General features: G+C 35.9%; 18 protein-coding genes. 16 read left to right on the top strand and 2 right to left on the bottom strand.

Annotated elements, in window-relative coordinates:
* Positions 1 to 24 precede the first annotated feature (24 nt).
* From radC to H0S70_RS04715, 9 genes are all read left to right on the top strand, one after another.
* Positions 25 to 702, top strand: a complete 678-nt coding sequence (gene radC, locus H0S70_RS04755) for a RadC family protein (RefSeq protein WP_188321886.1) — start codon at positions 25 to 27, stop codon at positions 700 to 702.
* A complete protein-coding gene (locus H0S70_RS04750) occupies positions 699 to 1,616 on the top strand; it encodes a hypothetical protein (RefSeq protein WP_188321885.1) in 918 nt (305 codons plus the stop codon). The genes radC and H0S70_RS04750 overlap by 4 nt, the downstream gene beginning before the upstream one ends.
* A 7-nt stretch (positions 1,617 to 1,623) precedes the next feature.
* Positions 1,624 to 2,133: a DUF7935 family protein gene (locus H0S70_RS04745; RefSeq protein WP_188321884.1), complete on the top strand. Its 510-nt coding sequence runs from the start codon at positions 1,624 to 1,626 to the stop codon at positions 2,131 to 2,133.
* A gap of 9 nt (positions 2,134 to 2,142) precedes the next feature.
* Positions 2,143 to 2,754 (top strand): inorganic pyrophosphatase, encoded by a 612-nt coding sequence (locus tag H0S70_RS04740; RefSeq protein WP_123247683.1) that lies wholly within the window; start codon positions 2,143 to 2,145, stop codon positions 2,752 to 2,754.
* A 155-nt stretch (positions 2,755 to 2,909) separates the two neighbouring features.
* Complete coding sequence (locus H0S70_RS04735) at positions 2,910 to 5,651, top strand: sodium-translocating pyrophosphatase (protein ID WP_188321883.1); 2,742 nt, start codon at positions 2,910 to 2,912, stop codon at positions 5,649 to 5,651.
* A gap of 183 nt (positions 5,652 to 5,834) precedes the next feature.
* Complete coding sequence (locus H0S70_RS04730; RefSeq protein WP_188321882.1) at positions 5,835 to 6,254, top strand: DUF2147 domain-containing protein; 420 nt, start codon at positions 5,835 to 5,837, stop codon at positions 6,252 to 6,254.
* 5 nt (positions 6,255 to 6,259) lie between these two features.
* Entirely contained in the window at positions 6,260 to 6,607 is a 348-nt protein-coding gene (locus H0S70_RS04725) for a phage holin family protein (protein ID WP_123247686.1), read from the top strand.
* Between the two features lie 34 nt (positions 6,608 to 6,641).
* On the top strand, positions 6,642 to 7,121 hold the full coding sequence (locus H0S70_RS04720) for a PH domain-containing protein (protein ID WP_188321881.1): 480 nt from the start codon (positions 6,642 to 6,644) through the stop codon (positions 7,119 to 7,121).
* 77 nt (positions 7,122 to 7,198) lie between these two features.
* Positions 7,199 to 9,193: a S9 family peptidase gene (locus tag H0S70_RS04715; protein ID WP_188321880.1), complete on the top strand. Its 1,995-nt coding sequence runs from the start codon at positions 7,199 to 7,201 to the stop codon at positions 9,191 to 9,193.
* Between the two features lie 73 nt (positions 9,194 to 9,266).
* Here H0S70_RS04715 and H0S70_RS04710 read toward each other — a convergent pair whose 3' ends face one another.
* Complete coding sequence (locus H0S70_RS04710) at positions 9,267 to 9,815, bottom strand: hypothetical protein (protein WP_188321879.1); 549 nt, start codon at positions 9,813 to 9,815, stop codon at positions 9,267 to 9,269.
* Between the two features lie 71 nt (positions 9,816 to 9,886).
* Here H0S70_RS04710 and H0S70_RS04705 point away from each other — a divergent pair, with 71 nt between their 5' ends.
* The 4 genes from H0S70_RS04705 (at position 9,887) to H0S70_RS04690 (ending at position 13,144) form a co-directional block, all read left to right on the top strand.
* A complete protein-coding gene (locus H0S70_RS04705) occupies positions 9,887 to 10,390 on the top strand; it encodes a DNA-deoxyinosine glycosylase (RefSeq protein WP_123904935.1) in 504 nt (167 codons plus the stop codon).
* A complete protein-coding gene (locus H0S70_RS04700) occupies positions 10,387 to 11,019 on the top strand; it encodes a hypothetical protein (RefSeq protein WP_188321878.1) in 633 nt (210 codons plus the stop codon). The genes H0S70_RS04705 and H0S70_RS04700 overlap by 4 nt, the downstream gene beginning before the upstream one ends.
* 122 nt (positions 11,020 to 11,141) lie before the next feature.
* Positions 11,142 to 12,191 (top strand): tRNA preQ1(34) S-adenosylmethionine ribosyltransferase-isomerase QueA, encoded by a 1,050-nt coding sequence (queA, locus tag H0S70_RS04695; protein WP_188321877.1) that lies wholly within the window; start codon positions 11,142 to 11,144, stop codon positions 12,189 to 12,191.
* A 92-nt stretch (positions 12,192 to 12,283) separates the two neighbouring features.
* Positions 12,284 to 13,144 carry a hypothetical protein gene (locus H0S70_RS04690; RefSeq protein ID WP_188321876.1) on the top strand — a complete coding sequence of 287 codons (861 nt, stop codon included), beginning with the start codon at positions 12,284 to 12,286 and terminating at the stop codon, positions 13,142 to 13,144.
* A 1-nt stretch (position 13,145) separates the two neighbouring features.
* Here H0S70_RS04690 and H0S70_RS04685 read toward each other — a convergent pair whose 3' ends face one another.
* Complete coding sequence (locus H0S70_RS04685; RefSeq protein WP_188321875.1) at positions 13,146 to 16,820, bottom strand: metallophosphoesterase; 3,675 nt, start codon at positions 16,818 to 16,820, stop codon at positions 13,146 to 13,148.
* Positions 16,821 to 17,128: 308 nt separating this feature from the next.
* Here H0S70_RS04685 and rlmN point away from each other — a divergent pair, with 308 nt between their 5' ends.
* The 3 genes from rlmN (at position 17,129) to H0S70_RS04670 (ending at position 20,253) form a co-directional block, all read left to right on the top strand.
* Complete coding sequence (gene rlmN / locus H0S70_RS04680) at positions 17,129 to 18,163, top strand: 23S rRNA (adenine(2503)-C(2))-methyltransferase RlmN (RefSeq protein WP_188321874.1); 1,035 nt, start codon at positions 17,129 to 17,131, stop codon at positions 18,161 to 18,163.
* A 130-nt stretch (positions 18,164 to 18,293) separates the two neighbouring features.
* Positions 18,294 to 19,184 carry a hypothetical protein gene (locus H0S70_RS04675; protein ID WP_188321873.1) on the top strand — a complete coding sequence of 297 codons (891 nt, stop codon included), beginning with the start codon at positions 18,294 to 18,296 and terminating at the stop codon, positions 19,182 to 19,184.
* Between the two features lie 91 nt (positions 19,185 to 19,275).
* A complete protein-coding gene (locus tag H0S70_RS04670; protein ID WP_188321872.1) occupies positions 19,276 to 20,253 on the top strand; it encodes a polyprenyl synthetase family protein in 978 nt (325 codons plus the stop codon).
* The last annotated feature ends 11 nt before the right edge of the window (positions 20,254 to 20,264 follow it).

Below are 20,264 nucleotides of genomic sequence, written 5' to 3'. Positions count from 1 at the left end.
ATTCAGCATTAAATAACCTTCACCATGTCCATAAAGTTTCTAGCGGAAGACGACCGACCACGGGAAAAATTTTTACTGAAAGGTAAAAATTCTCTTTCTGATGCAGAATTGCTGGCAATCATTATGGGTAGCGGCAATCGGGAAGATTCCGCAGTGGATTTAAGTAGAAAAATTTTGAATTCGGTAGGGAATAATTGGCACAATTTATCATTGCTTTCCCTTTCAGATTTAATGAAATTTAAAGGAGTAGGCGAAGCAAAAGCTGTTTCTATTGCCACGGCACTCGAAATCGGTCGCAGAAGGGCTTCACAAGAAGTTCCAGAAAGAGTGAAAATCAGCGACAGCAAAGATTTTTATTCGGTTTTACATCCGTATTTATCAGATTTGCAAACGGAGGAATTTTGGGTAGTTTTTCTAAACCAAAACAATAAAGTTTTAGGAAAATCCAAACTTTTTTCGGGAGGAATTAACCAATCGGTTGTTGATATCCGGATTTTGTTTAAGACTGCATTGGAATGTTTTGCTACCGCAATTGGCATTGCTCACAACCATCCGTCAGGAAATCTCAAACCCAGCCAAGAGGATTTGCGAATCACCAAACAAATCAGCGATGCAGGAAAATTGCTCAATATTCAACTTTTGGATCATTTAATTATTTCACAAAATTCTTATTTCAGTTTTGCTGACGAAAATTTGTTATGATTAAAATAATTAAGTACAACGAAATTGATTTTGATCGATATTCTCGGTTTTTAGAAAAAGCTATTCAAAATACAGATTACGCTGATTATCAATTTTTAGATATCGTTTCGAATCGCCAGTGGTTTCTTTTGGTTTATGGAAATTATGAAGCGATTATGCCTGTTTCTTATTTACGAAAATATGGGTTTACTTTTATTTTGATGCCCAAACTTTGTCAACAGTTAGGGGTGTTTTCTGAAAATGATGATCCTAAAATTAATCAAAAATTTTATGATTTTTTAGACCAAAATTTTTTGGTAGCTATTTACGCTTTTAATGGTGATAATCAGTTTTCCCAGCATGTTCAGAAGAAAACTTCTTATTTAATTCAGAAAAATGATTACTCGATCGTAAAGAAAAATTATAGTAGTCATCGTCGTCGAAACGTGCGTATTATTGGTGATTTGGTAGGAAATATCAAGGTGAAAAATGATTGGCAAGAAATCGACAAGAGTTTCTTTTTAAAAAATATAAAAGGAACTTTTAAGGAAGCGGATAATCGCCATTATTTTCAAATTTTCGAAAAACTTCTCGAAAACAAAATTGGTCAACTCAGGATTTTGGAATTTAAGAACAATGTTCAATCTTTCGTTTATTTATATGAAGGAAAAAATCGTAGGTATTTGAGTTTGTTTATCAATCGATTTCCGCAGATTAATCCGAATTTTCCTTCTATAATGATTGATCAATGTTTGCAAGAATTTATTGATGATAAAGATTTCGATTTTATGGGCAGCGAAATAGAAAATGTGGCCAAGTTTAACGAGCGTTTTGGGAGTTTTTCGTACCCGTATCCACTGCTGAGCAACAACAAATTTACTTTATTGAAAAAGTTGTGGAAGAAATACAGAATTATCACTAATTTTGCACCTTAAAAAAACAATGATCGATTCGCCTTATTTTCCGTATGCTTTTGCTCTGTTGGTAGCATTGCCATTTGTGGTTTTCATCAGGCAGTTTGTTTTTAGCTATATTAAACTCAAAAATCAGGAAATAAAATTATTAACAATTAAAGGCAATTCCGAACAGCGGGTTCATGCTTACGAGCGACTCACCCTTTTTTTAGAGAGGTTAAAACCCTCGAATTTAGTCACAAAATTTGATAAAAATCTTGCTCCTCACGAATTTGTTTTTCTAATTGAAAAGACGATTAATGACGAATTTGATTATAATGCATCACAACAGCTTTATATCACCGCTAAAACTTGGAAAAATGTAGCCAATTGCAAAAATAACATGTTGCATTTGCTTCATAAAACCTATGAAAATCTAGGCAACAATTTATCTTTGGACGATTATAAAACAATTTTTTTGATGAATTATATGAATGAAGAAGATTTCATCGCGAATTGTTTAGAAGAATTAAGAAAAGAAAATTTAATAGTAAATTAATATAAATAAATGATACCAAATTTTAAAGCACATCCTTGGCATGGGATTTCTGCAGGTGCAGAAGCGCCAGATGTTGTGAACGTTTTTGTAGAAATCGTTCCTTCCGATACCATCAAATACGAAATCGATAAACAAAGTGGTTACCTTAAAGTTGACCGTCCGCAACAGTTTTCCAATATTATTCCAGCTTTGTACGGATTTATTCCAAGAACGTATTGCCACGATGAAGTGCTGAAATTGGCCATCGAAAGTGGTGCAACAGATGTTACTGTTGGAGATTTAGATCCACTTGATATTTGTGTGCTAAGTTCGCACAATATTCACGCAGGAGGAATGTTGATGGAGGCAATTCCAATCGGAGGTTTCAAAATGATTGATAAAGGAGAAGCAGATGATAAAATCGTTGCGGTGATGAAGGGTGATCACGCTTTTGGACATTTCCGCGATGTTTCAGAATTACCACAAGCAGAAATCAAGCGATTGATGCACTACTTCCTGACCTACAAAAATCTTCCGGATGAGCCGGCAAAATGTAGAATTGAAGAAGTTTACGGAGCTGAACATGCTAAAAAAGTGATCAAAGCTTCTCAGAAAGATTACGCAAGTAAATTTGGCGGTTAATCCAAAATACTTTTTATTTATAATAAAAACAGATGTTCGCATCTGTTTTTTTTTGTTGATTTTCTTCATGAAAAAAAATACAGGTATTTGAAAATAAATGTGTACTTTAGATTTAAGGTTTTATTTAACAATTTGTTAACATTAAAAAATAATCTATGAATCTATTTATTTTAGTACCTATTTTTGGTATTTTGGCCTTAATCTACACCTTTGTTCAAAGCGCATGGGTGAGTAAACAAAACGCGGGAAACGATCGGATGAAAGAAATCAGCGGTCACATAGCGGATGGTGCAATGGCTTTCTTAAAAGCAGAATACAAAATCATGCTGTATTTTGTGGTCATTGTATCTATTTTGCTTGGTGTGATGGGCGCATCGAATGCTAATTCCCATTGGAGCATCGGTTTGGCATTTATTGTTGGCGCAATTCTTTCGGCATTAGCAGGTTTTATTGGGATGAAAATCGCCACAAAAGCTAATGTTAGAACTGCCGAAGCCGCGAAAACTTCTTTATCTAAAGCTTTGAAAGTTTCTTTTACCGGTGGTTCCGTCATGGGAATGGGTGTTGCTGGTTTGGCGGTTTTGGGATTAGGTGCTTTATACCTGATCATTAAGCAAATTTTCGCACCGGGTTCGCCCGTTGATTCTCATGAAATGGAAAAAACCATCGAAATTCTTACCGGATTTTCATTGGGAGCAGAATCTATTGCACTATTTGCAAGAGTTGGTGGCGGTATTTACACCAAAGCTGCCGATGTAGGTGCTGATTTAGTAGGTAAAGTAGAAGCGGGTATCCCGGAAGATGATCCCCGAAATCCAGCTACAATTGCGGATAACGTGGGCGACAATGTAGGAGATGTCGCCGGAATGGGTGCGGATTTGTTCGGTTCTTATGTAGCAACTGTTTTAGCAACAATGGTTTTGGGTAGAGAAACTTTTTCACAAGATGCCTTCGGTGGTTATGCACCGATTCTTTTGCCAATGCTTATCGCAGGAACGGGAATTATTTTTTCAATGATTGGAACTTTATTTGTGAAAATTGCAGATCAAACAGAATTGGATACCGCACCTGTGCAAAATGCCTTGAATTTAGGAAATTGGGGGAGTATCATACTTACAGCGGTTTCCTCTTATTTTCTTGTTAATTATTTATTGCCGGAAACAATGACTTTAAGAGGTCATGAATTCACAAAAATGGGTGTTTTCGGAGCCATCATAGTAGGATTAATTGTAGGAACATTGATGAGTATCATTACCGAATATTATACCGCAATGGGCAAAAGACCTGTAAAAAGTATCGTAAAACAATCTTCAACTGGTCACGCAACCAATATTATTGGTGGTTTATCTGTCGGAATGGAATCTACCTTATTACCGATTTTGGTTTTAGCTGGTGGAATTTATGGATCTTTTCTTTGCGCAGGACTTTATGGAGTCGCAATCGCAGCAGCCGGAATGATGGCTACAACTGCAATGCAATTAGCAATTGACGCTTTCGGTCCTATCGCTGATAACGCTGGTGGTATTGCTGAAATGAGCGAATTACCGAAGGAAGTTCGAGAAAGAACAGACATTTTGGATGCTGTTGGAAATACTACCGCTGCAACAGGAAAAGGTTTTGCAATCGCATCAGCAGCATTAACGGCTTTGGCTTTATTTGCAGCTTTCGTTGGAATTGCGGGTATCGATGGAATTGATATTTATCGCGCTGATGTTTTAGCTGGATTGTTTGTTGGAGCAATGATTCCGTTTATATTTTCTTCATTAGCCATCACCGCTGTTGGGCAAGCTGCAATGGCCATGGTGGAGGAAGTGAGACGACAATTCAGAGAAATCCCCGGAATTCTTGAAGGAAAAGCCACCCCTGAGTACGAGAAATGTGTCGCGATCTCTACGGATGCTTCCATTAAAAAAATGTTACTTCCGGGAGCAATTGCGATCGTTTCCCCACTTCTTGTTGGTTTTATTTTTGGGCCTGAAGTTTTAGGTGGATTTTTAGCAGGAGCTACTGTTTCCGGCGTGTTGATGGGAATGTTCCAGAATAACGCTGGTGGAGCTTGGGACAATGCAAAAAAATCTTTTGAAAAAGGTGTTGATATCAATGGACAAACTTATTACAAAGGTTCTGATCCTCACAAAGCGTCCGTAACCGGAGATACAGTCGGAGATCCGTTCAAAGATACTTCCGGTCCTTCGATGAATATTTTAATCAAATTAATGTCGATTGTTTCATTGGTAATAGCGCCTACATTGGCTATTTTACATAAAGATAAAATCGAGGAAAACAGAAAATTAAAATTAGAATCTTTGATGGCAAATGCTGGAACTATGGCCGCTACAACTGTTGCTGTCCAAGGAATGAACGCAGGAACTTCATTAGAAGCCCAAGAAGTAAAAGGTAGCCTGAATGAAGAAGGAGATTTTGTGTATGATACTGGTGATATTCAAGAAATTAAATTAACCAATAAATCCATTGCTATCGGAGAAAACAGCCAGTTGTATGCTTTGTATAACGGAGTGAAATTGGAAGATCAAAAGATTCTTGATCCCAACCAATGGTACACCATTGAAAACCTTTATTTCCAAAGTGGAAGCGGAGATTTGAAGCCTGGTTCCGAAGCGCAACTTAATAATTTGGCCGAAATCATGAATGCTTATCCTAATCTGAAAGTAAAATTAGGTGGCTATACCGACAATACCGGAAACGAAAGTAGCAACTTGAAATTATCAAACCTTCGTGCACAAACTGCAAAATTGAAATTGCTAGAAATGGGAATTTCTGCCGACAGAATAGAAGCGGAAGGATATGGTTCGCAATTCCCGGTTTGCGAAGCCAATGATACCGACGAATGCAAAGCACAAAATAGAAGAATTGATGTGAGAGTGCTGAGTTTCTAAAGAAGACATAATAAATTAGTATAAAATCCCAGCTTTGAGTTGGGATTTTTCTTTTATTGTAATTTTTTTAATTAAAATGTAAAAATTTCACGATTTTTCTTGAAAAAATGGCAAACAACTTGTATATTGCATCGAATGATGGAAAGATTCTTTTTAATAGCGTTCAGCTTTATTTTTTTCAATATGAGTGGGCAAACCAAAGCAGATTTTGTTTTGGGAAGTTGGCTTGCCACGGATAAAAGTGTAGCGGTAGAAGTGTATAAATTAAATAATGAATTTCGGGCAAAAGTACTATGGTTCGATCAAACTTTGGGCAGCGGAAAACCTATGAATAAGCGCTACGATACGGAAAATCCCAACCCTGCTCTTCGTAAAAGAAAAATACTCGGAATGGAAATTCTAGAAGGATTGCGCTATAATGCTCACAATCATTCGTGGGAAAATGGAAAAATCTATGATGCCACCTCCGGTAGATATTGGGATTCTTCCGCTAGTTTAACCAAAGATGGAATCTTAAAAGTACGAGGTTTTTGGAAATTCAAATGGATCGGAAAATCCATGACATTTAAGAAAATATCAAACGATGTATTAACTAAATTATAATTTATATGAACTTAATTATCAGACTTTTAGTAACTGCTATAGTTGCTTTTTTCCTTACCAAAGTATTATCAGGTGTTCACATCGATGGATTTTCTACGGCAATTGTTTTTGCCATCGTCTTAGGTGTTTTAAATTTAATTGTTACTCCAATTCTGAAAATTTTAGGATTACCATTAACAATTCTTACCCTCGGACTTTTTTCTCTAGTAATCAATGCTTTGGTAATTTTAATTGCCGATTATTTTATCGATGGGATGCAAGTTGATGGATTCTGGTGGGCATTTATTTTCAGCATCGCACTTTCATTAATCACATCATTGCTCAGCGGGATTTTTACTTCCTCAAAAGACTAATTTCAACTTCAATTTTTCCTTTTATTTTGAGAAAATGAAAACTTTTCCAACAGCCAAAATGGATCTTCAAACCAAGATTTTTACTATTCTTTTTGGTTTAATTTGCCTTGTTGTAATTGGTTTTGGCGGTTATGAAATTTTTACCGAAAAAGCTTTTTTTCTACTATTTCCTGTGGCAGTAGTTTGCATTGCATTAATTTCGTCCTATTTGATGATTCCGGAAATTTCTGTGGATGCGCAAAAGAATATTTTAATTAAAAACAGCTTCGTCAATTTCAAAATAGTAAGAGAGGAATTAGCAAATGTCGAGATAATTACAGGAAAAAAATTCAATATTCGAACCTTTGGAGTTGGAGGATTGTTTGGTTATTTTGGTTATTTTAATGGAAATGACGTTTGGTATGTTACCAATCTCAACAAGAAAATACAAATCACCATGAAATCCGGAAAAATCTACATGATTTCGCCCGAAAATACCGAAGATTACCTTAGACAACTAGAGCTGGTGTATTAATTAATCGGCTTAATTTTCTTTATCTTTGTCAAACTGCAGTCTAGAATTTCTTACTGCAGTTTTTTAAATTAATTTTTATGAAGCTAAAACACACCATTCTCGCTATTGCAGCACCTTTTCTTATGAATGCACAAAATGTGATGACGCCGGAAATTCTTTGGACGCTCAATAAATTGGGTGTTACCGCAGTTTCTCCGGATCAGTCTTCCTTGATTTATTCCATCGGGAAAACCGACCTAAAAACCGAAAAGAATAATAAGAAAAACTATTTTTTTAACATAAAAACGGCAGAATCTACGAATCTGGATTTAGGGAAAAAAGCCTTGATCCAATGGGATAAAAACGGAATTTATGCTCATGAAGGCGATAAAATTTATCTATCGAAAGATGCCGGAAAAACATGGATAGAATTCTACACCATTGGTGATGCAGATAATATTGTGATTTCGCCTGATGGAAAAAAAGTAGCTTTCAGCAAGCAGGTTCTGGTGGAAAAAGTGATGGGAAAAGATAAATATTCCGATGTTCCGAAAACTACAGCACACATTTATACAGACCTGAATCACCGTCATTGGGATTATTTTAATGAAGGAAAATACAACCATGTTTTTGTCGTAAATGTTTCACAAAACGTAGAAAATGCCAAGGATTTGCTCGAAGGAAAAATGTGGGATTCTCCGCAAAGACCATTTGGTGGAGCTGAAGATTTTATTTGGAGTCCGGATTCTAACCAATTGCTATATGTTACTAAACCATTGAGCGGCGCTGAATATGCAAAATCTACCAATACTGATATTTTCGCGTATGATTTGAGTTCAGGTATTACCAAAAATCTTACAGAAAGCAATAAGGGGTACGATATGGGACCGAAATTTTCACCTGACGGAAAAACACTTTTGTGGATGTCGATGGAAAGAGATGGTTACGAAGCGGATAAAAACGATATCAAAATCATGGATTGGAAATCCCAAAAAGTTTCCAACCTTACCAAAGATTGGGACGAAAGTGTAGTGGGTGACGTTTTTTGGGCTGCAGATTCTAAGACGATTTATTATACCACAGCTTTCAGAGGGACTAAGCAACTATTCTCTTTGAATCCGAAAACCGCTAAAATCCAGCAGATTACCAAAGGAGATTTCGATGTGAATGAAATTTTGGCGCTCAACAAAAATTTATTGCTAGTTACCAGAACCGACATCAATCACAATGCGGATTTATTTTCTGTCGATTTGAAAAATGGTGCAATGAAGCAGATTACAGACGTTAATAAAGACAACTACTCCAAAATCACTCCCGGAAAATCCGAGTTGAAAATGGTGAAAACCACGGATGGCAAAGAAATGGGAGTGTGGTTCCATTATCCACCAAATTTCGATCCTAACAAAAATTATCCTACGCTTTTATACTGCCAAGGTGGTCCACAATCGGCTTTGACGCAATATTTCAGCACCCGATGGAATTTTGCTTTGATGGCTGCTAATGGATATATTGTGGTCGCACCAAATCGCCGAGGTATGCCGGGTTGGGGAACACAATGGAACGAGGAAATCTCGAAAGATTGGGGCGGTCAACCGATGAGAGATTATCTTGCTGCCGCAGATTACGCGAAAACTTTACCTTATGTAGATGGCGATAGAATGGGAGCGGTAGGAGCTAGCTACGGTGGATACAGCGTTTTCATGTTGGCGGGAATTCATAATAATCGTTTTAAAACCTTCATCGCGCACGATGGGTTGTTCGATATGAAATCTTGGGCGCTAACTACCGATGAATTATGGTTTGCCAATTGGGATGTGGGAAGTCCAATGGAAAAACCGCTTCCTAAAGCTTTCACCGAATTCAATCCAATTAACTTTGTGGATCAATGGAATAAACCAATGATGATCATCCAGGGCGGAATCGATTATCGAGTGCCCTATGAGCAAGGTCAGGAAGCATTTCAAGCTGCAAAACTTCACGGTTTGAAGGCGAAATTCCTGTATTTTCCGAACGAAAATCACTGGGTTTTGAACGCTCACAACGGTCTGGTATGGCAGAGAGAATTTTTCGATTGGTTAAGAGAAACCCTGTAATCGGACTTCCAAATAAAAAAAAGGCTTCTGAAATTGTTCGGAAGCCTTTTTGTTATATCAGAAATTGTGTTTTTTATAATTGAACTTTCACATTGAAACCTGAGTTGATTTTCAGAGTAATTTGGTCTGCCGAAAGTCTGCTGCCTTGAATTTCAAAAATCAATGAATTCTGAGAAGTTCGAAAATATTCCAAGAGTTCTTCGTTGGCAACGGTGAAAGTAATCGTATCTGGATTCGTATTGTTCAATGCTGTTGCAATTAACTTTTCCGGAAGATTTGGTGCTTTGATGTAAATTTTTGCGTCTTTAATGACATCCAACTTTGTATCAAATTGTGAACTTATATATTGCATATGTAACGAATTGAGCTTCACAGATTTTAGATTATTGATCGAAAATTTGGGGTTGTTTTCTTTAATGGTTTTATCCAAATCAATATTCATCGGGATTTCCGGCGTTCGTGTGTAGGAAGTTGTACTCAAAGTTGCAAGCGGAACAGTTACATTGGTGGTAAATGGAACATCGAAAGGTGGTAATGCATCCAGTACTGAATTGGCGATTTCTCTACAACTTGTCGTAAAAAGCAACACCATCATTCCAAAAATTAATGATAATTTTTTCATAATTAAAAATTTAATATATTTAAAACTGCATTAATCATTCCAAAAAATTATTTAGTTGCAAAAAAAATCAAATGAATTTTAAAGAGTCGCCAAACCGAATTTCTTCCTTTGATCCAATAGTTTCGGAAGATTCCAAAATTTTAATTTTAGGTTCTGTACCGGGCGCGAAATCTTTGGAGATGCAAGAATATTACGCACATCCGCAAAACCAATTTTGGAAGATTATTTTTCATTTATTTAATGAAAATTTGACGTCAGATTATGGTGAAAAATTAGAATTTTTAAAAAGAAATAATATTGCTCTTTGGGATGTAATCGATACTTGCGAACGAAAAGGAAGTCTAGATTCTGAAATTAGAAATGAAGAAGCGAACGATATTCAGCAATTGCTGCAAAACTACCCAAGTATTAAAGCTATTTTTTGCAATGGGCAGAAATCATTTAAAAATTTACAAAAAATAATGGGAAAAGAATGTGCAATTCCTATATTCGTTTTGCCGTCAACCAGTCCACTTCACACGATTTCCTTCGAAAAAAAACTCAGAGAATGGGAAATCTTAAAATCGTTTTTATGAAAAAAATTTATGCTTTTACTTTTCTACTGCTTTTTGCTATAGTTAATTCACAGACTTATTCATTTGATTTTCTTACCAAATATATTGCGGTTGGTAAAAATGAGAAGGTACAGAATGAAGTTGTGAACTATTTTAATACCGATAATTTCAATTATTATTTAAGACTTTTACGAGGTTCAGAAAATTTCTATGCCTATCTTACGGATGAGGAGCAAAACAAAGTACACGAGTTTGAGGTAACTGAAATTAAAAATGGAACGGGAATTATTTTTAGTTTTAAATATATAAAAACGAATAGTTTACATAAACACCCTATATCGCAGAAACACTATCGATATGAATGGAGTAACAAAAGCAATACTGGAGCAACCTTGAAAATTTTTAAAACCAGAAAAGCTAAAAAACCGAGTAAAGAATATCAATTTTCCTTTAAAAAAGCCAATAAAAATTTGTTTCCAGTATTTCGAATTGCAATAATGCATCCTTTCGAAAATGAGAAAAATATTAATATTGATGAAAATATTATGGTCGAAAATGCGAAGTACACATGCAATTATCCTCCTTGTAGCTGCGATTTTCGTTTAGCTGAGTACAAAAATGTAAGTCTGGATTTGACTGTTCCGCAATAATGAAATTTTTAAAAAAATTGCGTTTTAATAATAAACTTGACAAAGCCTCCTCAATGTCGTATATTTGCAGGCCGGAAATCATTGGGTTTTCGGATATTAATTTTTAAACCGTAATTTAAAAAATGAAGACATCTGATTTCAATTTCCATTTACCGGAAGAACTTTTGGCAGAACATCCCGCTGAGCATAGAGACGAATCGAAACTGATGGTTTTGGATCGAAAAACACAAACCATTGAGCATAAATTATTCAAAGATGTAGTCGATTATTTCGAAGAACACGATCTTTTTATCTTCAACAATACTAAAGTTTTCCCAGCAAGATTGTACGGAAACAAAGAAAAAACCGGAGCAAAAATAGAAGTTTTCCTGTTAAGAGAACTCGATAAAGAAACCAGAGTTTGGGACGTTTTGGTAGATCCTGCAAGAAAAATAAGAATAGGGAACAAATTATTCTTCACCGAAGACGAATCTTTGGTTGCAGAAGTGATCGATAACACGACTTCTAGAGGAAGAACTTTAAGATTTTTGTATGATGGTTCTTACGAAGAATTTCGTGCTAAATTAAAGGAACTGGGTGAAACTCCACTTCCAAAGTACATCAAAAGACCAGTTGAACCGGAAGATGCTGAACGTTACCAAACCATCTACGCAAAACACGAAGGTGCTGTAGCAGCTCCGACTGCCGGTTTGCACTTCTCGAAACATTTGATGAAAAAACTCGAAATCAAAGGAATCGATTTCGCTGAAATTACGCTTCACGTTGGCCTAGGAACGTTCAACCCGATTGAAGTGGAAGATTTGAGCAAACACAAAATGGAATCTGAGGAAGCTATTATTGATCAGGTAAATGCTGATATTATTAACAAAGCCGTTGCTGAACAAAGAAGAGTTTGCGCAGTAGGAACCACCACAATGCGCGCTTTGGAAACCTCAGTTTCTTCCAACAAAAAAATTGGTGCTTACCACGGTTGGACCAATAAATTTATCTTCCCACCACACGAATTCGGAGTCGCAAATGCAATGATTACCAATTTCCACACGCCAAAATCGACTTTGTTGATGATGGTCGCGGCATTTGCAGGGAAAGATTTCGTGATGCACGCTTACGAAGAAGCCATTAAAAATGAATACAAATTCTTCACCTATGGTGACGCAATGCTGATTTTGTAAATAAGTACGAAAGAGATATAAAACATTTATTGAATGCACAATTTCGGTTGTGCATTCTTATTTTAGTGATTTTGAATATTCAAATAAAAATTATGAAAGCCTTATTTTTTTCCGCCATCATCTTATTCGCGACCAACTGCCGACAAAATGCGCAACAACGTATCAAAGTTGTTACTACGCTTCCCAAGGAAATCAAAGAAGCATCGGCATGCGAAATTTCGAAAGCATCTAAATTAATTTGGACCATAGAAGATCAAGGCAATGAAAATTTGCTTTTCGGATTTAATAAAAATGGCGAACTGATTCGCAAAATCCGAATTTCAAACGTGGAAAACATTGATTGGGAAGACCTTTCTTCTGATGACGAAGGGAACCTCTACATCGGGGATTTCGGGAATAATGATAACGAGAGACAGAATTTGGCCATTTATAAAATTAATGCCTCTGATTTGATTAAAGGTGAAGCGAATGCTTCGGAAATTGTCCAGTTCTATTATCCTGAACAAAAAGATTTCCCGCCAAAGAAGAAAGAAAAGGTGTTTGATGTAGAATCTTTTTTCTTTTATAACAATCATTTTTATTTGTTTACTAAAAACAGAAGTTCAAAATTTGATGGAACCACTTCTCTGTACCGCTTGGATAACAATTCCCAAACAAAACTTCCAGCGAAGAAATTAGCTGAGTTTGTGACTTGTGGTAATTTCAACCATTGCGCTGTAACAAGTGCAGCCATAAGTCCGGATAAAAAGAAAGTTGCACTTTTGAGTTCCGATAAAGTATGGATTTTCACTGATTTTAAAGATGATAATTTCTTTTCAGGAAAATCGAAAATGATTGAATTGGAAAATTTTACTCAAAAAGAAGGACTGTGTTTTGAAACCAAAGAAACTATTTTGATTACTGATGAATCAGAGAAAAAAGGAGAATCTTTTCTTTATCAATTAAAACTGTAAGTTAAAAATTCATTCCAAATCCAACAACAAATCTCCCTTTGTCCGACGATCGAAAATAGGAAGCCTGAATTCCCACCATATCGATCGCATTGAGCCAAATTCCTGCACCTGCAGAAGTATGCCATTTTTTGGTAAATTCATTCGGAAGCCAAACCCGTCCGTAATCAAAACCACCGAAAATTCCGATTTTTAAAGGGACAAAAGCATTTCGGAAATTCCCGATCGACCAACGAATATCCGAAGTTTGGTAGAAAGAACTTTTTCCATAAAAACGATCAAATCGGAAACCTCGAAGATCGTCGTCTCCGCCTAAAGTTGCCATTTGATAAAATTCATAGTCATCGCTCAGCAGCCATTTCGATTTTGCGTAAGTGGAAAAGGTGAGTTTTTCATTTTTGGTGAGATAATGAGTGAATCCTAAACCGGTTTCGAAAGTAGGAAGTTTTTTGTCGCCGTTGTTAAGGTTTTGTCGATAGGTAAATTTGCTGTCAAACTTCATTCCTAGACTCGGATTTACCTTTTTATTTACATTTTCGAAGTGAAATCCTACATCTATTCCTGCAAAATAATTGGTTGAAAAAACATTTTCATCTACAATATTTGGAATCGCAATTCTACGATTTTCTGTTTTTTCGATTTTTAAACCTTCATAAATTAATTTTGCGGAGAATAAGCTCGCATTTTTTCTCCAATTGATGGATGGTTTGGCATAAAACTCTCTGGCGCGAACACGGTAATATTTTTCCTCAAAAGTATCATGGTTATTGATGGTGAGATTTCCATTTCCGAAATAATTTCGAATATAATGTGAGTCTGTATAACCCGCATCGATTTGATAGAACCAGTTTCCGACAATTCTCGGGAAAATTCCTTCGTAGCGGATTTCGTAACCGTTTGATAAGGTAAAATAATTGGTTTTTAAAGTATGTTTTGATGAAAATGGATTTTGGTTAAAACCTTTTTTTGTCCAACTCGTATTTAATCCTACAATCACGCCATCATCAGGGTTGTAACCTAAATTAAGGTTAGTGGAAAATACGTTGAATTTTGGCTTTTTATATTGATATTCGTTCAGATCATAATTATCGGAAAGGGTAATTTTGCCATTTTTAGTATTGAAGGTGTTTTTTTTGCTTTTATAATCGTAAATATGTACGTTGTTCCCTTTATTAATTGTGTAAACATCATTATTTAATCCACCTAAAAGACGAATTTTTATTGGATTACTTTGGTTTCCATTAACTTCAAATTGATCATCGTCGCCCAATCCATACATCCAAATTTCTTTCGTTTGTTTTTTGGAATATTTTTTCTCAAAAACCAGTTCTTCACCACTTTTTTTCTGTCGATAGATTTTCACTTCGGTTTCGTCCTGTGGAAGTCGGGTGATGGCAAATTTGTCTTTTTTATTTGTTCCGGTCAGCAATACGGTTTTTTGAACGATTTTATAATATTCCGAAGCGTATTTTTGCAGGTCATTTTTTCTGATTTCCAGATTTTTTTTAATACGATCAATGTCGCTGCTTTGCACTTCTTTTGGCAGTTTTTCAAATGCAGACGCTATAATTTCTGAGTTGAGATGATTTTGGATAAATGCTGCTTCGCGAAGCCAATCTTCTTCGGTAGAAGCTGTAGTAAAAGCCAGATCCAAAGGGTAGGACTCCATATTGAACCATTTTATATTTTTGATTTTTTCATCAAAACTCTGCATATGACGTAGTCCCGGAAAATCGAGAATAAATTTCGTCAAAAGACCGTCATAACGCACAAAAGCTTGATCGCAGTCTTTAGGAATTGGAGATAGATAGATCAATTTTCCTTCAGGTTTTTGTTCCCATTTCCATTGGTCGTGGTGTCGGTCCCAATCGCCAATCAACATGTCGAAAAGTCGCGCTCTGATGTAATTTTTTTCATCAATTTTATATTTTTCGTCTTTTCCCAAAAGTTTGATGACTTCCTCTGTTCCCAATACCTCTATAGGATTTTCTTCGGTTTCCGCAGGTCTTGCTTCCAGATAATACAGTTCGTCTCCGAAATTCTGATTGAATTTTTCCAATCCATTTTGTTTAGGAACATAAACCAAAGTTGGGTCAGTATGTTTCAAGCCAACAGCTTCCGATAAATCTCCTATAGCTAAAGGTGTAAACGGATGTGATGAAGTATAAAAGTCTAAAAGAAACTGATCTGCAAAACCTTCTGCAAAATCTTCTTCTATATATTGATTTTTAAAAGCAACAGACTGCAGAAACCGCACTCCGCTTTTCTTCAAAGCTCGAATCACGTATTCACCTTTAGGAGTGTTTAAACGCAGAGAATTGGTTTGATGTCCACCACCTGATCTGCCGGGTTTAGCACCACCAAAAAGCGTATCAATTTGCAAGGTCGGCACTTTCACCGGAGTTGAATAATTTTCCCTGTAATTTTTTCCCCACAAAAATTCATAGAGATGGCTTTTTCTGGTGAAGGATTTTGGATAAACAGAAGAAGTCGTTTCTGCGGGAAATTCCGACGGAAATATTACAGGATTATATTCTGAATTTTCTAAAACCTGTTTCTGAAACAGGAGTTTTTCCTGATTATTTTCTCTTCCGAAAAAAGAAACAGAAGCATCTCCTGATTCCGAAATATTCAGGACAGCATATCCGTTTTTGCCGTACGAAAAATCGTTCGGACCAACTGTTGTTGCAGGTTCGTTTTTGGAGCCGGCACCGCTAATGATCTGGCGGATTTTGCCTTCCTCGATATATTGTAAATTATGGTCGTGCCCGGAAACTACGATCACATTATCGCGATTGGCAAGCAATGTTTTTAATCGGGAAGTGAGTTTTCTATAATTGGCATTCGACAAATCTTGATGAGTGATGCCACCGGTTGCGCGAGCAAGATTAATTCCTGTTGCTAAAATTGGCAATGGAAATTTGCCTTCCAGAGGAAAAATTTGTTTTTTTAGGGAATAATATCCACCGTGAGAACCATGGTCAATCAGTGGATGATGAAGGGCAACGATTACCGTTTTATTTTGATTTTTATTGAGTTCACTTTCAAATTCTGAGAAAAAATCTTCACGAGTTTTGATGTCGCATTTTTCATTAATTCCTAAGTTTTTGTCCCAGTCTGCCAAAAACCATTCGGTATCAATGGTGAGAAGGGTGATGTTTTTAGAAATTTTTTTGCGATCAATGGCGCAAGAATTTTTTGGAAGAAAGGCCGATTGATCATCAAGTTTTTCGGTGATGTAGTCTTGTTGCTCTTTTAATCCAATGATTCCTTTGCTGTACCAATCGTGATTGCCTGGAATAAAGATGGTTTTACCTTTAAAGTTTTTCACCAAACTTATTTGATCATCCAATTTTTCAATCGCTAATTTTCGATCTTTTCCTTCCTCTTTGGGTAAACCTTTAGGATAAATATTGTCGCCAAGAAAAAGAACCGTACTGTTGCTTCCGGCGGAATCCAAATGCGTTTTGAACTGTTCGAGTATCGATTGGGCACTTTGTTGATCGGCATTACCGGCATCACCGATAAGATAGAAACGATGGGCAATATTTCCGGATTTTATTCTTTCAACAGGAGTATTTCTTACATTTTTTCCATATTGGGCATTTTCTGTAGCACAAGAAACCAAGACCATTCCTGAAAAATAAAAAATAGCACGACGGAAAATATGTAATTTCATAAATTTGAATCAAATTATCAGAATGGACATTCTAGACAATGCTGAGCGTTTTGTAATTCAGCAATTCAAAGATAAACTTTCTCCCGCATTTGGTTCAGCAACTTTTCAAATGAAAAATTAAATACAATCGGGCTTTTAAAAACAGGTTTAAAGGACATATTTCTCAATTCTTAGCAAAGATAATGATTATTGCAAGTAATAATTTTAAAGACGTTGGGATTTCTCTTTTACTTTAAGTCTTTCCTCGTCTTGAAAAAATTTATGGAAAAACCGTATCTTTGCAACTTCTTTAATTAAACATTTTTCCTTTGAAAGACATCCGTACTTTATCGCTCGATCAGCTCAAAGATTATTTTGTGACTTTGGGTGAAAAACCCTTTCGTGCAAAGCAGGTTTATGATTGGTTATGGAGCAAAAATCTCCATTCTATTGATGAAATGACGAATCTTTCAAAAGAACTTCGGGAAAAAATTGCGCAGGAATATACCATCAATCCGATTTCTGTTGATCAATTACAAAAATCTACCGACGGAACCATTAAAAATGGAGTAAAATTGCATGACGGCCTCTTAGTAGAATCGGTACTGATTCCTACCGAAACCCGAACTACAGCTTGTGTTTCTTCCCAAGTCGGTTGTTCATTAAACTGTGAGTTTTGTGCAACTGCCCGGCTGAAGAGAATGAGAAATCTGGAAGTTGCAGAAATTGTTGATCAAGTAGCGCTGATCGATCGGCAAAGTAAATTGTATTTCGATAGACCGCTTTCCAATATTGTTTTTATGGGAATGGGCGAGCCGATGATGAACTATAAAAACGTAGTAGAGTCGATCAAAAAAATTACCGAGCCGGAAGGAATGGGCATGTCGCCACGAAGAATAACGGTTTCAACATCGGGAATTCCGAAAATGATTAAAATGCTTGCTGATGAGGATTTGCGGGTGAAATTAGCGCTTTCTTTGCACTCTGCCATTGAGGAAAAACGCAATGAAATAATGCCTTTTTCAGATAAATTTCCATTGACTGAAATTATGGATTCTTTGAAATACTGGTACGAAAAAACAGGAAATACCGTAACCTTCGAATATTGCGTTTGGAAAGGGATTAATGATCAGGATGAAGATATAAAAGCGCTGATAAGATATTGCAAACAGGTTCCATCCAAAGTGAATTTAATCCAGTATAACCCAATTGGTGACGGAAAATACGACCAATGCAACAAAGATGCAGAAGAAAATTATGTGCGCCAGCTAGAAAATGCAGGAATTACTGTTTTGATTCGTAGAAGCCGCGGAGGCGATATCGATGCAGCTTGTGGTCAGTTGGCGAATAAATCTGGTGAGTAAATTTCAGGCACGATTAAAATTCCGCAACGAAAATAAATTAGAAAATTTGAGCGCGTGGAAATTAGAATTGATGTTGATGAACTATCGAATTTCTGTGTAATTTCAATAAAATAAAGCGACTAATTTTAAAATGAAAATTATAAGTTCAAATTTTCTGATTCTGGTTTTTTTAGTTTTTTTTCAAATCGGTAATGCACAGCAAACAGATTTTTTAAGAATAAAAAAATATAAAGTAGCGGAGCTTTCTGAGGTTTTAAAGGAAAATTCGGGGTTATTTCTTTTCAATAATAAACTTTTCACTTTCAATGATGGGGGAAATTCTTCTGAAATTTTCGAGATCAATAAAACATCAGGGAACATTGAAAATGTCTTTAAAACCAATCTAATTAACAAGGATTGGGAAGCAATGGCGGCCGATTCAGCGAATTGGTATATCGGCGATTTTGGGAATAATGCAGGAACAAGAAAAGATCTTAAGATTTATAAAATCCCTTTTAATAAAGAAAAAACAACCGATTCTGTTCAAGTGATTTCTTATTTCTATCCGGAACAAACCGATTTCTCGAGCCGTAACCTAAATAATGATTTCGACGCGGAAGCGATGATTTTTTTAGACGGGAAAATTCATGTTTTCACCAAAGAATGGGCTTCAAAATCTACATCTCATTATATTATCGACCCTGAAATTTCCGACAATAATCCTGCCCAAAAAGTCGAGACTTTCAAAACTGATTTTGTAGTTACTGATGCAGCTTATTTTCAGAAAAAGCTTTTTTTAATAGGATACACGAAGAAAACAGAAGTATTTCTTTCCATTTTTAAAGAAACTGAACCTGGATTTTTCTTTAATGCAAAACCTCAGAAATATTACTTAGGAAGTGCTTTGTCCATCGGTCAAATCGAAGGAATCGAGATCGATGAAAATGGAATTTTTATTTCAGGAGAAGAATTTATTACTCCCTTAGGAAAAGCAAAACCTGCTTTGTATTTTGTTCCTCATGGAAAAATGAAATCGTTTTAAGTCATAAATCAACTCTGGTTTTGGCTTATTTGGAGGGAAAATTAGTTATATTTGTCATCATTTTCATCAAACATTCTTTATTTAATAGTTCGTGGCGAATATCGTAGCAGAAATCCGAAGACCGATCAACAGTGAAATGAAACTTTTTGAACAAAAGTTTTATGAATCTATGCAAAGCAATGTTGCGCTTTTAGATAAAGTTACAAGGTTTATCGTAACCACCAAAGGCAAGCAAATGCGACCAATGTTTGTATTTCTTTGTGCAAAACTATTGGGAGAAGTGAACGAAAAAACCTTTCGCGGGGCCTCCATGATTGAGCTGATTCACACCGCAACTTTGGTGCACGATGATGTGGTGGATGAAAGTTTCAAAAGGCGGAATTTTTTTTCAATCAATGCTTTATGGAAAAACAAAATTGCTGTTTTGGTTGGCGATTATCTTTTGTCTAAAGCAGTTTTGCTCTCTACAGATCATCAGGATTTTGACTTACTTTCGGTTATTTCCAGAACCATTCGGGAGATGAGTGAAGGCGAATTGCTACAGCTTGAAAAAGCCAGAAAACTCGATATTACCGAAGATGTTTACTTCGAAATTATTCGACAGAAAACGGCAACTTTAATCGCTGCATGCTGTGAAATAGGAGTTTTATCGAATGGAGCCGACGAAAATTTGGCGGTAAAAATGCGCGAGTTCGGAACGTTAACGGGAATGGCTTTTCAGATTAAAGATGATTTATTCGATTATCTTACTTCAAATATCATCGGAAAACCTGTCGGAATCGATATTAAAGAACAAAAAATGACTTTGCCGTTAATTCATGCTTTAAAAACGGCTTCCGAAACCGATCGAAAATATTATTTCACTACAATCAAACGTTACAATAACGATTCTAAAAGAGTAAAAGAGCTTATCGATTTTGTAAAAAAATCCGGAGGTTTAGATTACGCAATTGAAAAGATGAAAGCTTACCAGCAAAAAGCAAAAGATATTCTGAATGAATTTCCCGATTCCGAAGCGAAAGAATCTCTGCATTTAATGCTGGATTATGTAATCGAAAGAAAGTTCTAGATTGAATGTAG

Origin of the sequence: Chryseobacterium manosquense, assembly GCF_014623485.1 — a bacterium.
GTDB lineage: Bacteria > Bacteroidota > Bacteroidia > Flavobacteriales > Weeksellaceae > Kaistella > Kaistella haifensis.
Note: the sequence above shows the minus strand (reverse complement) of the source record. Positions and strands in the feature narration are given on the sequence as shown.

Bases quoted from the DNA above. Each gene is read 5' to 3' on its own strand.
- H0S70_RS04745 (WP_188321884.1), top strand. From the start codon at position 1,624: ATGATCGATTCGCCTTATTTTCCGTATGCTTTTGCTCTGTTGGTAGCA.
- radC (WP_188321886.1), top strand. From the start codon at position 25: ATGTCCATAAAGTTTCTAGCGGAAGACGACCGACCACGGGAAAAATTT.
- H0S70_RS04740 (WP_123247683.1), top strand. From the start codon at position 2,143: ATGATACCAAATTTTAAAGCACATCCTTGGCATGGGATTTCTGCAGGT.
- queA (WP_188321877.1), top strand. From the start codon at position 11,142: ATGAAGACATCTGATTTCAATTTCCATTTACCGGAAGAACTTTTGGCA.
- H0S70_RS04705 (WP_123904935.1), top strand. From the start codon at position 9,887: ATGAATTTTAAAGAGTCGCCAAACCGAATTTCTTCCTTTGATCCAATA.
- H0S70_RS04730 (WP_188321882.1), top strand. From the start codon at position 5,835: ATGAGTGGGCAAACCAAAGCAGATTTTGTTTTGGGAAGTTGGCTTGCC.
- H0S70_RS04690 (WP_188321876.1), top strand. From the start codon at position 12,284: ATGAAAGCCTTATTTTTTTCCGCCATCATCTTATTCGCGACCAACTGC.
- H0S70_RS04675 (WP_188321873.1), top strand. From the start codon at position 18,294: ATGAAAATTATAAGTTCAAATTTTCTGATTCTGGTTTTTTTAGTTTTT.
- H0S70_RS04685 (WP_188321875.1), bottom strand. From the start codon at position 16,820: ATGAAATTACATATTTTCCGTCGTGCTATTTTTTATTTTTCAGGAATG.
- H0S70_RS04750 (WP_188321885.1), top strand. From the start codon at position 699: ATGATTAAAATAATTAAGTACAACGAAATTGATTTTGATCGATATTCT.
- H0S70_RS04720 (WP_188321881.1), top strand. From the start codon at position 6,642: ATGAAAACTTTTCCAACAGCCAAAATGGATCTTCAAACCAAGATTTTT.
- H0S70_RS04700 (WP_188321878.1), top strand. From the start codon at position 10,387: ATGAAAAAAATTTATGCTTTTACTTTTCTACTGCTTTTTGCTATAGTT.
- H0S70_RS04725 (WP_123247686.1), top strand. From the start codon at position 6,260: ATGAACTTAATTATCAGACTTTTAGTAACTGCTATAGTTGCTTTTTTC.
- H0S70_RS04735 (WP_188321883.1), top strand. From the start codon at position 2,910: ATGAATCTATTTATTTTAGTACCTATTTTTGGTATTTTGGCCTTAATC.
- H0S70_RS04710 (WP_188321879.1), bottom strand. From the start codon at position 9,815: ATGAAAAAATTATCATTAATTTTTGGAATGATGGTGTTGCTTTTTACG.
- H0S70_RS04715 (WP_188321880.1), top strand. From the start codon at position 7,199: ATGAAGCTAAAACACACCATTCTCGCTATTGCAGCACCTTTTCTTATG.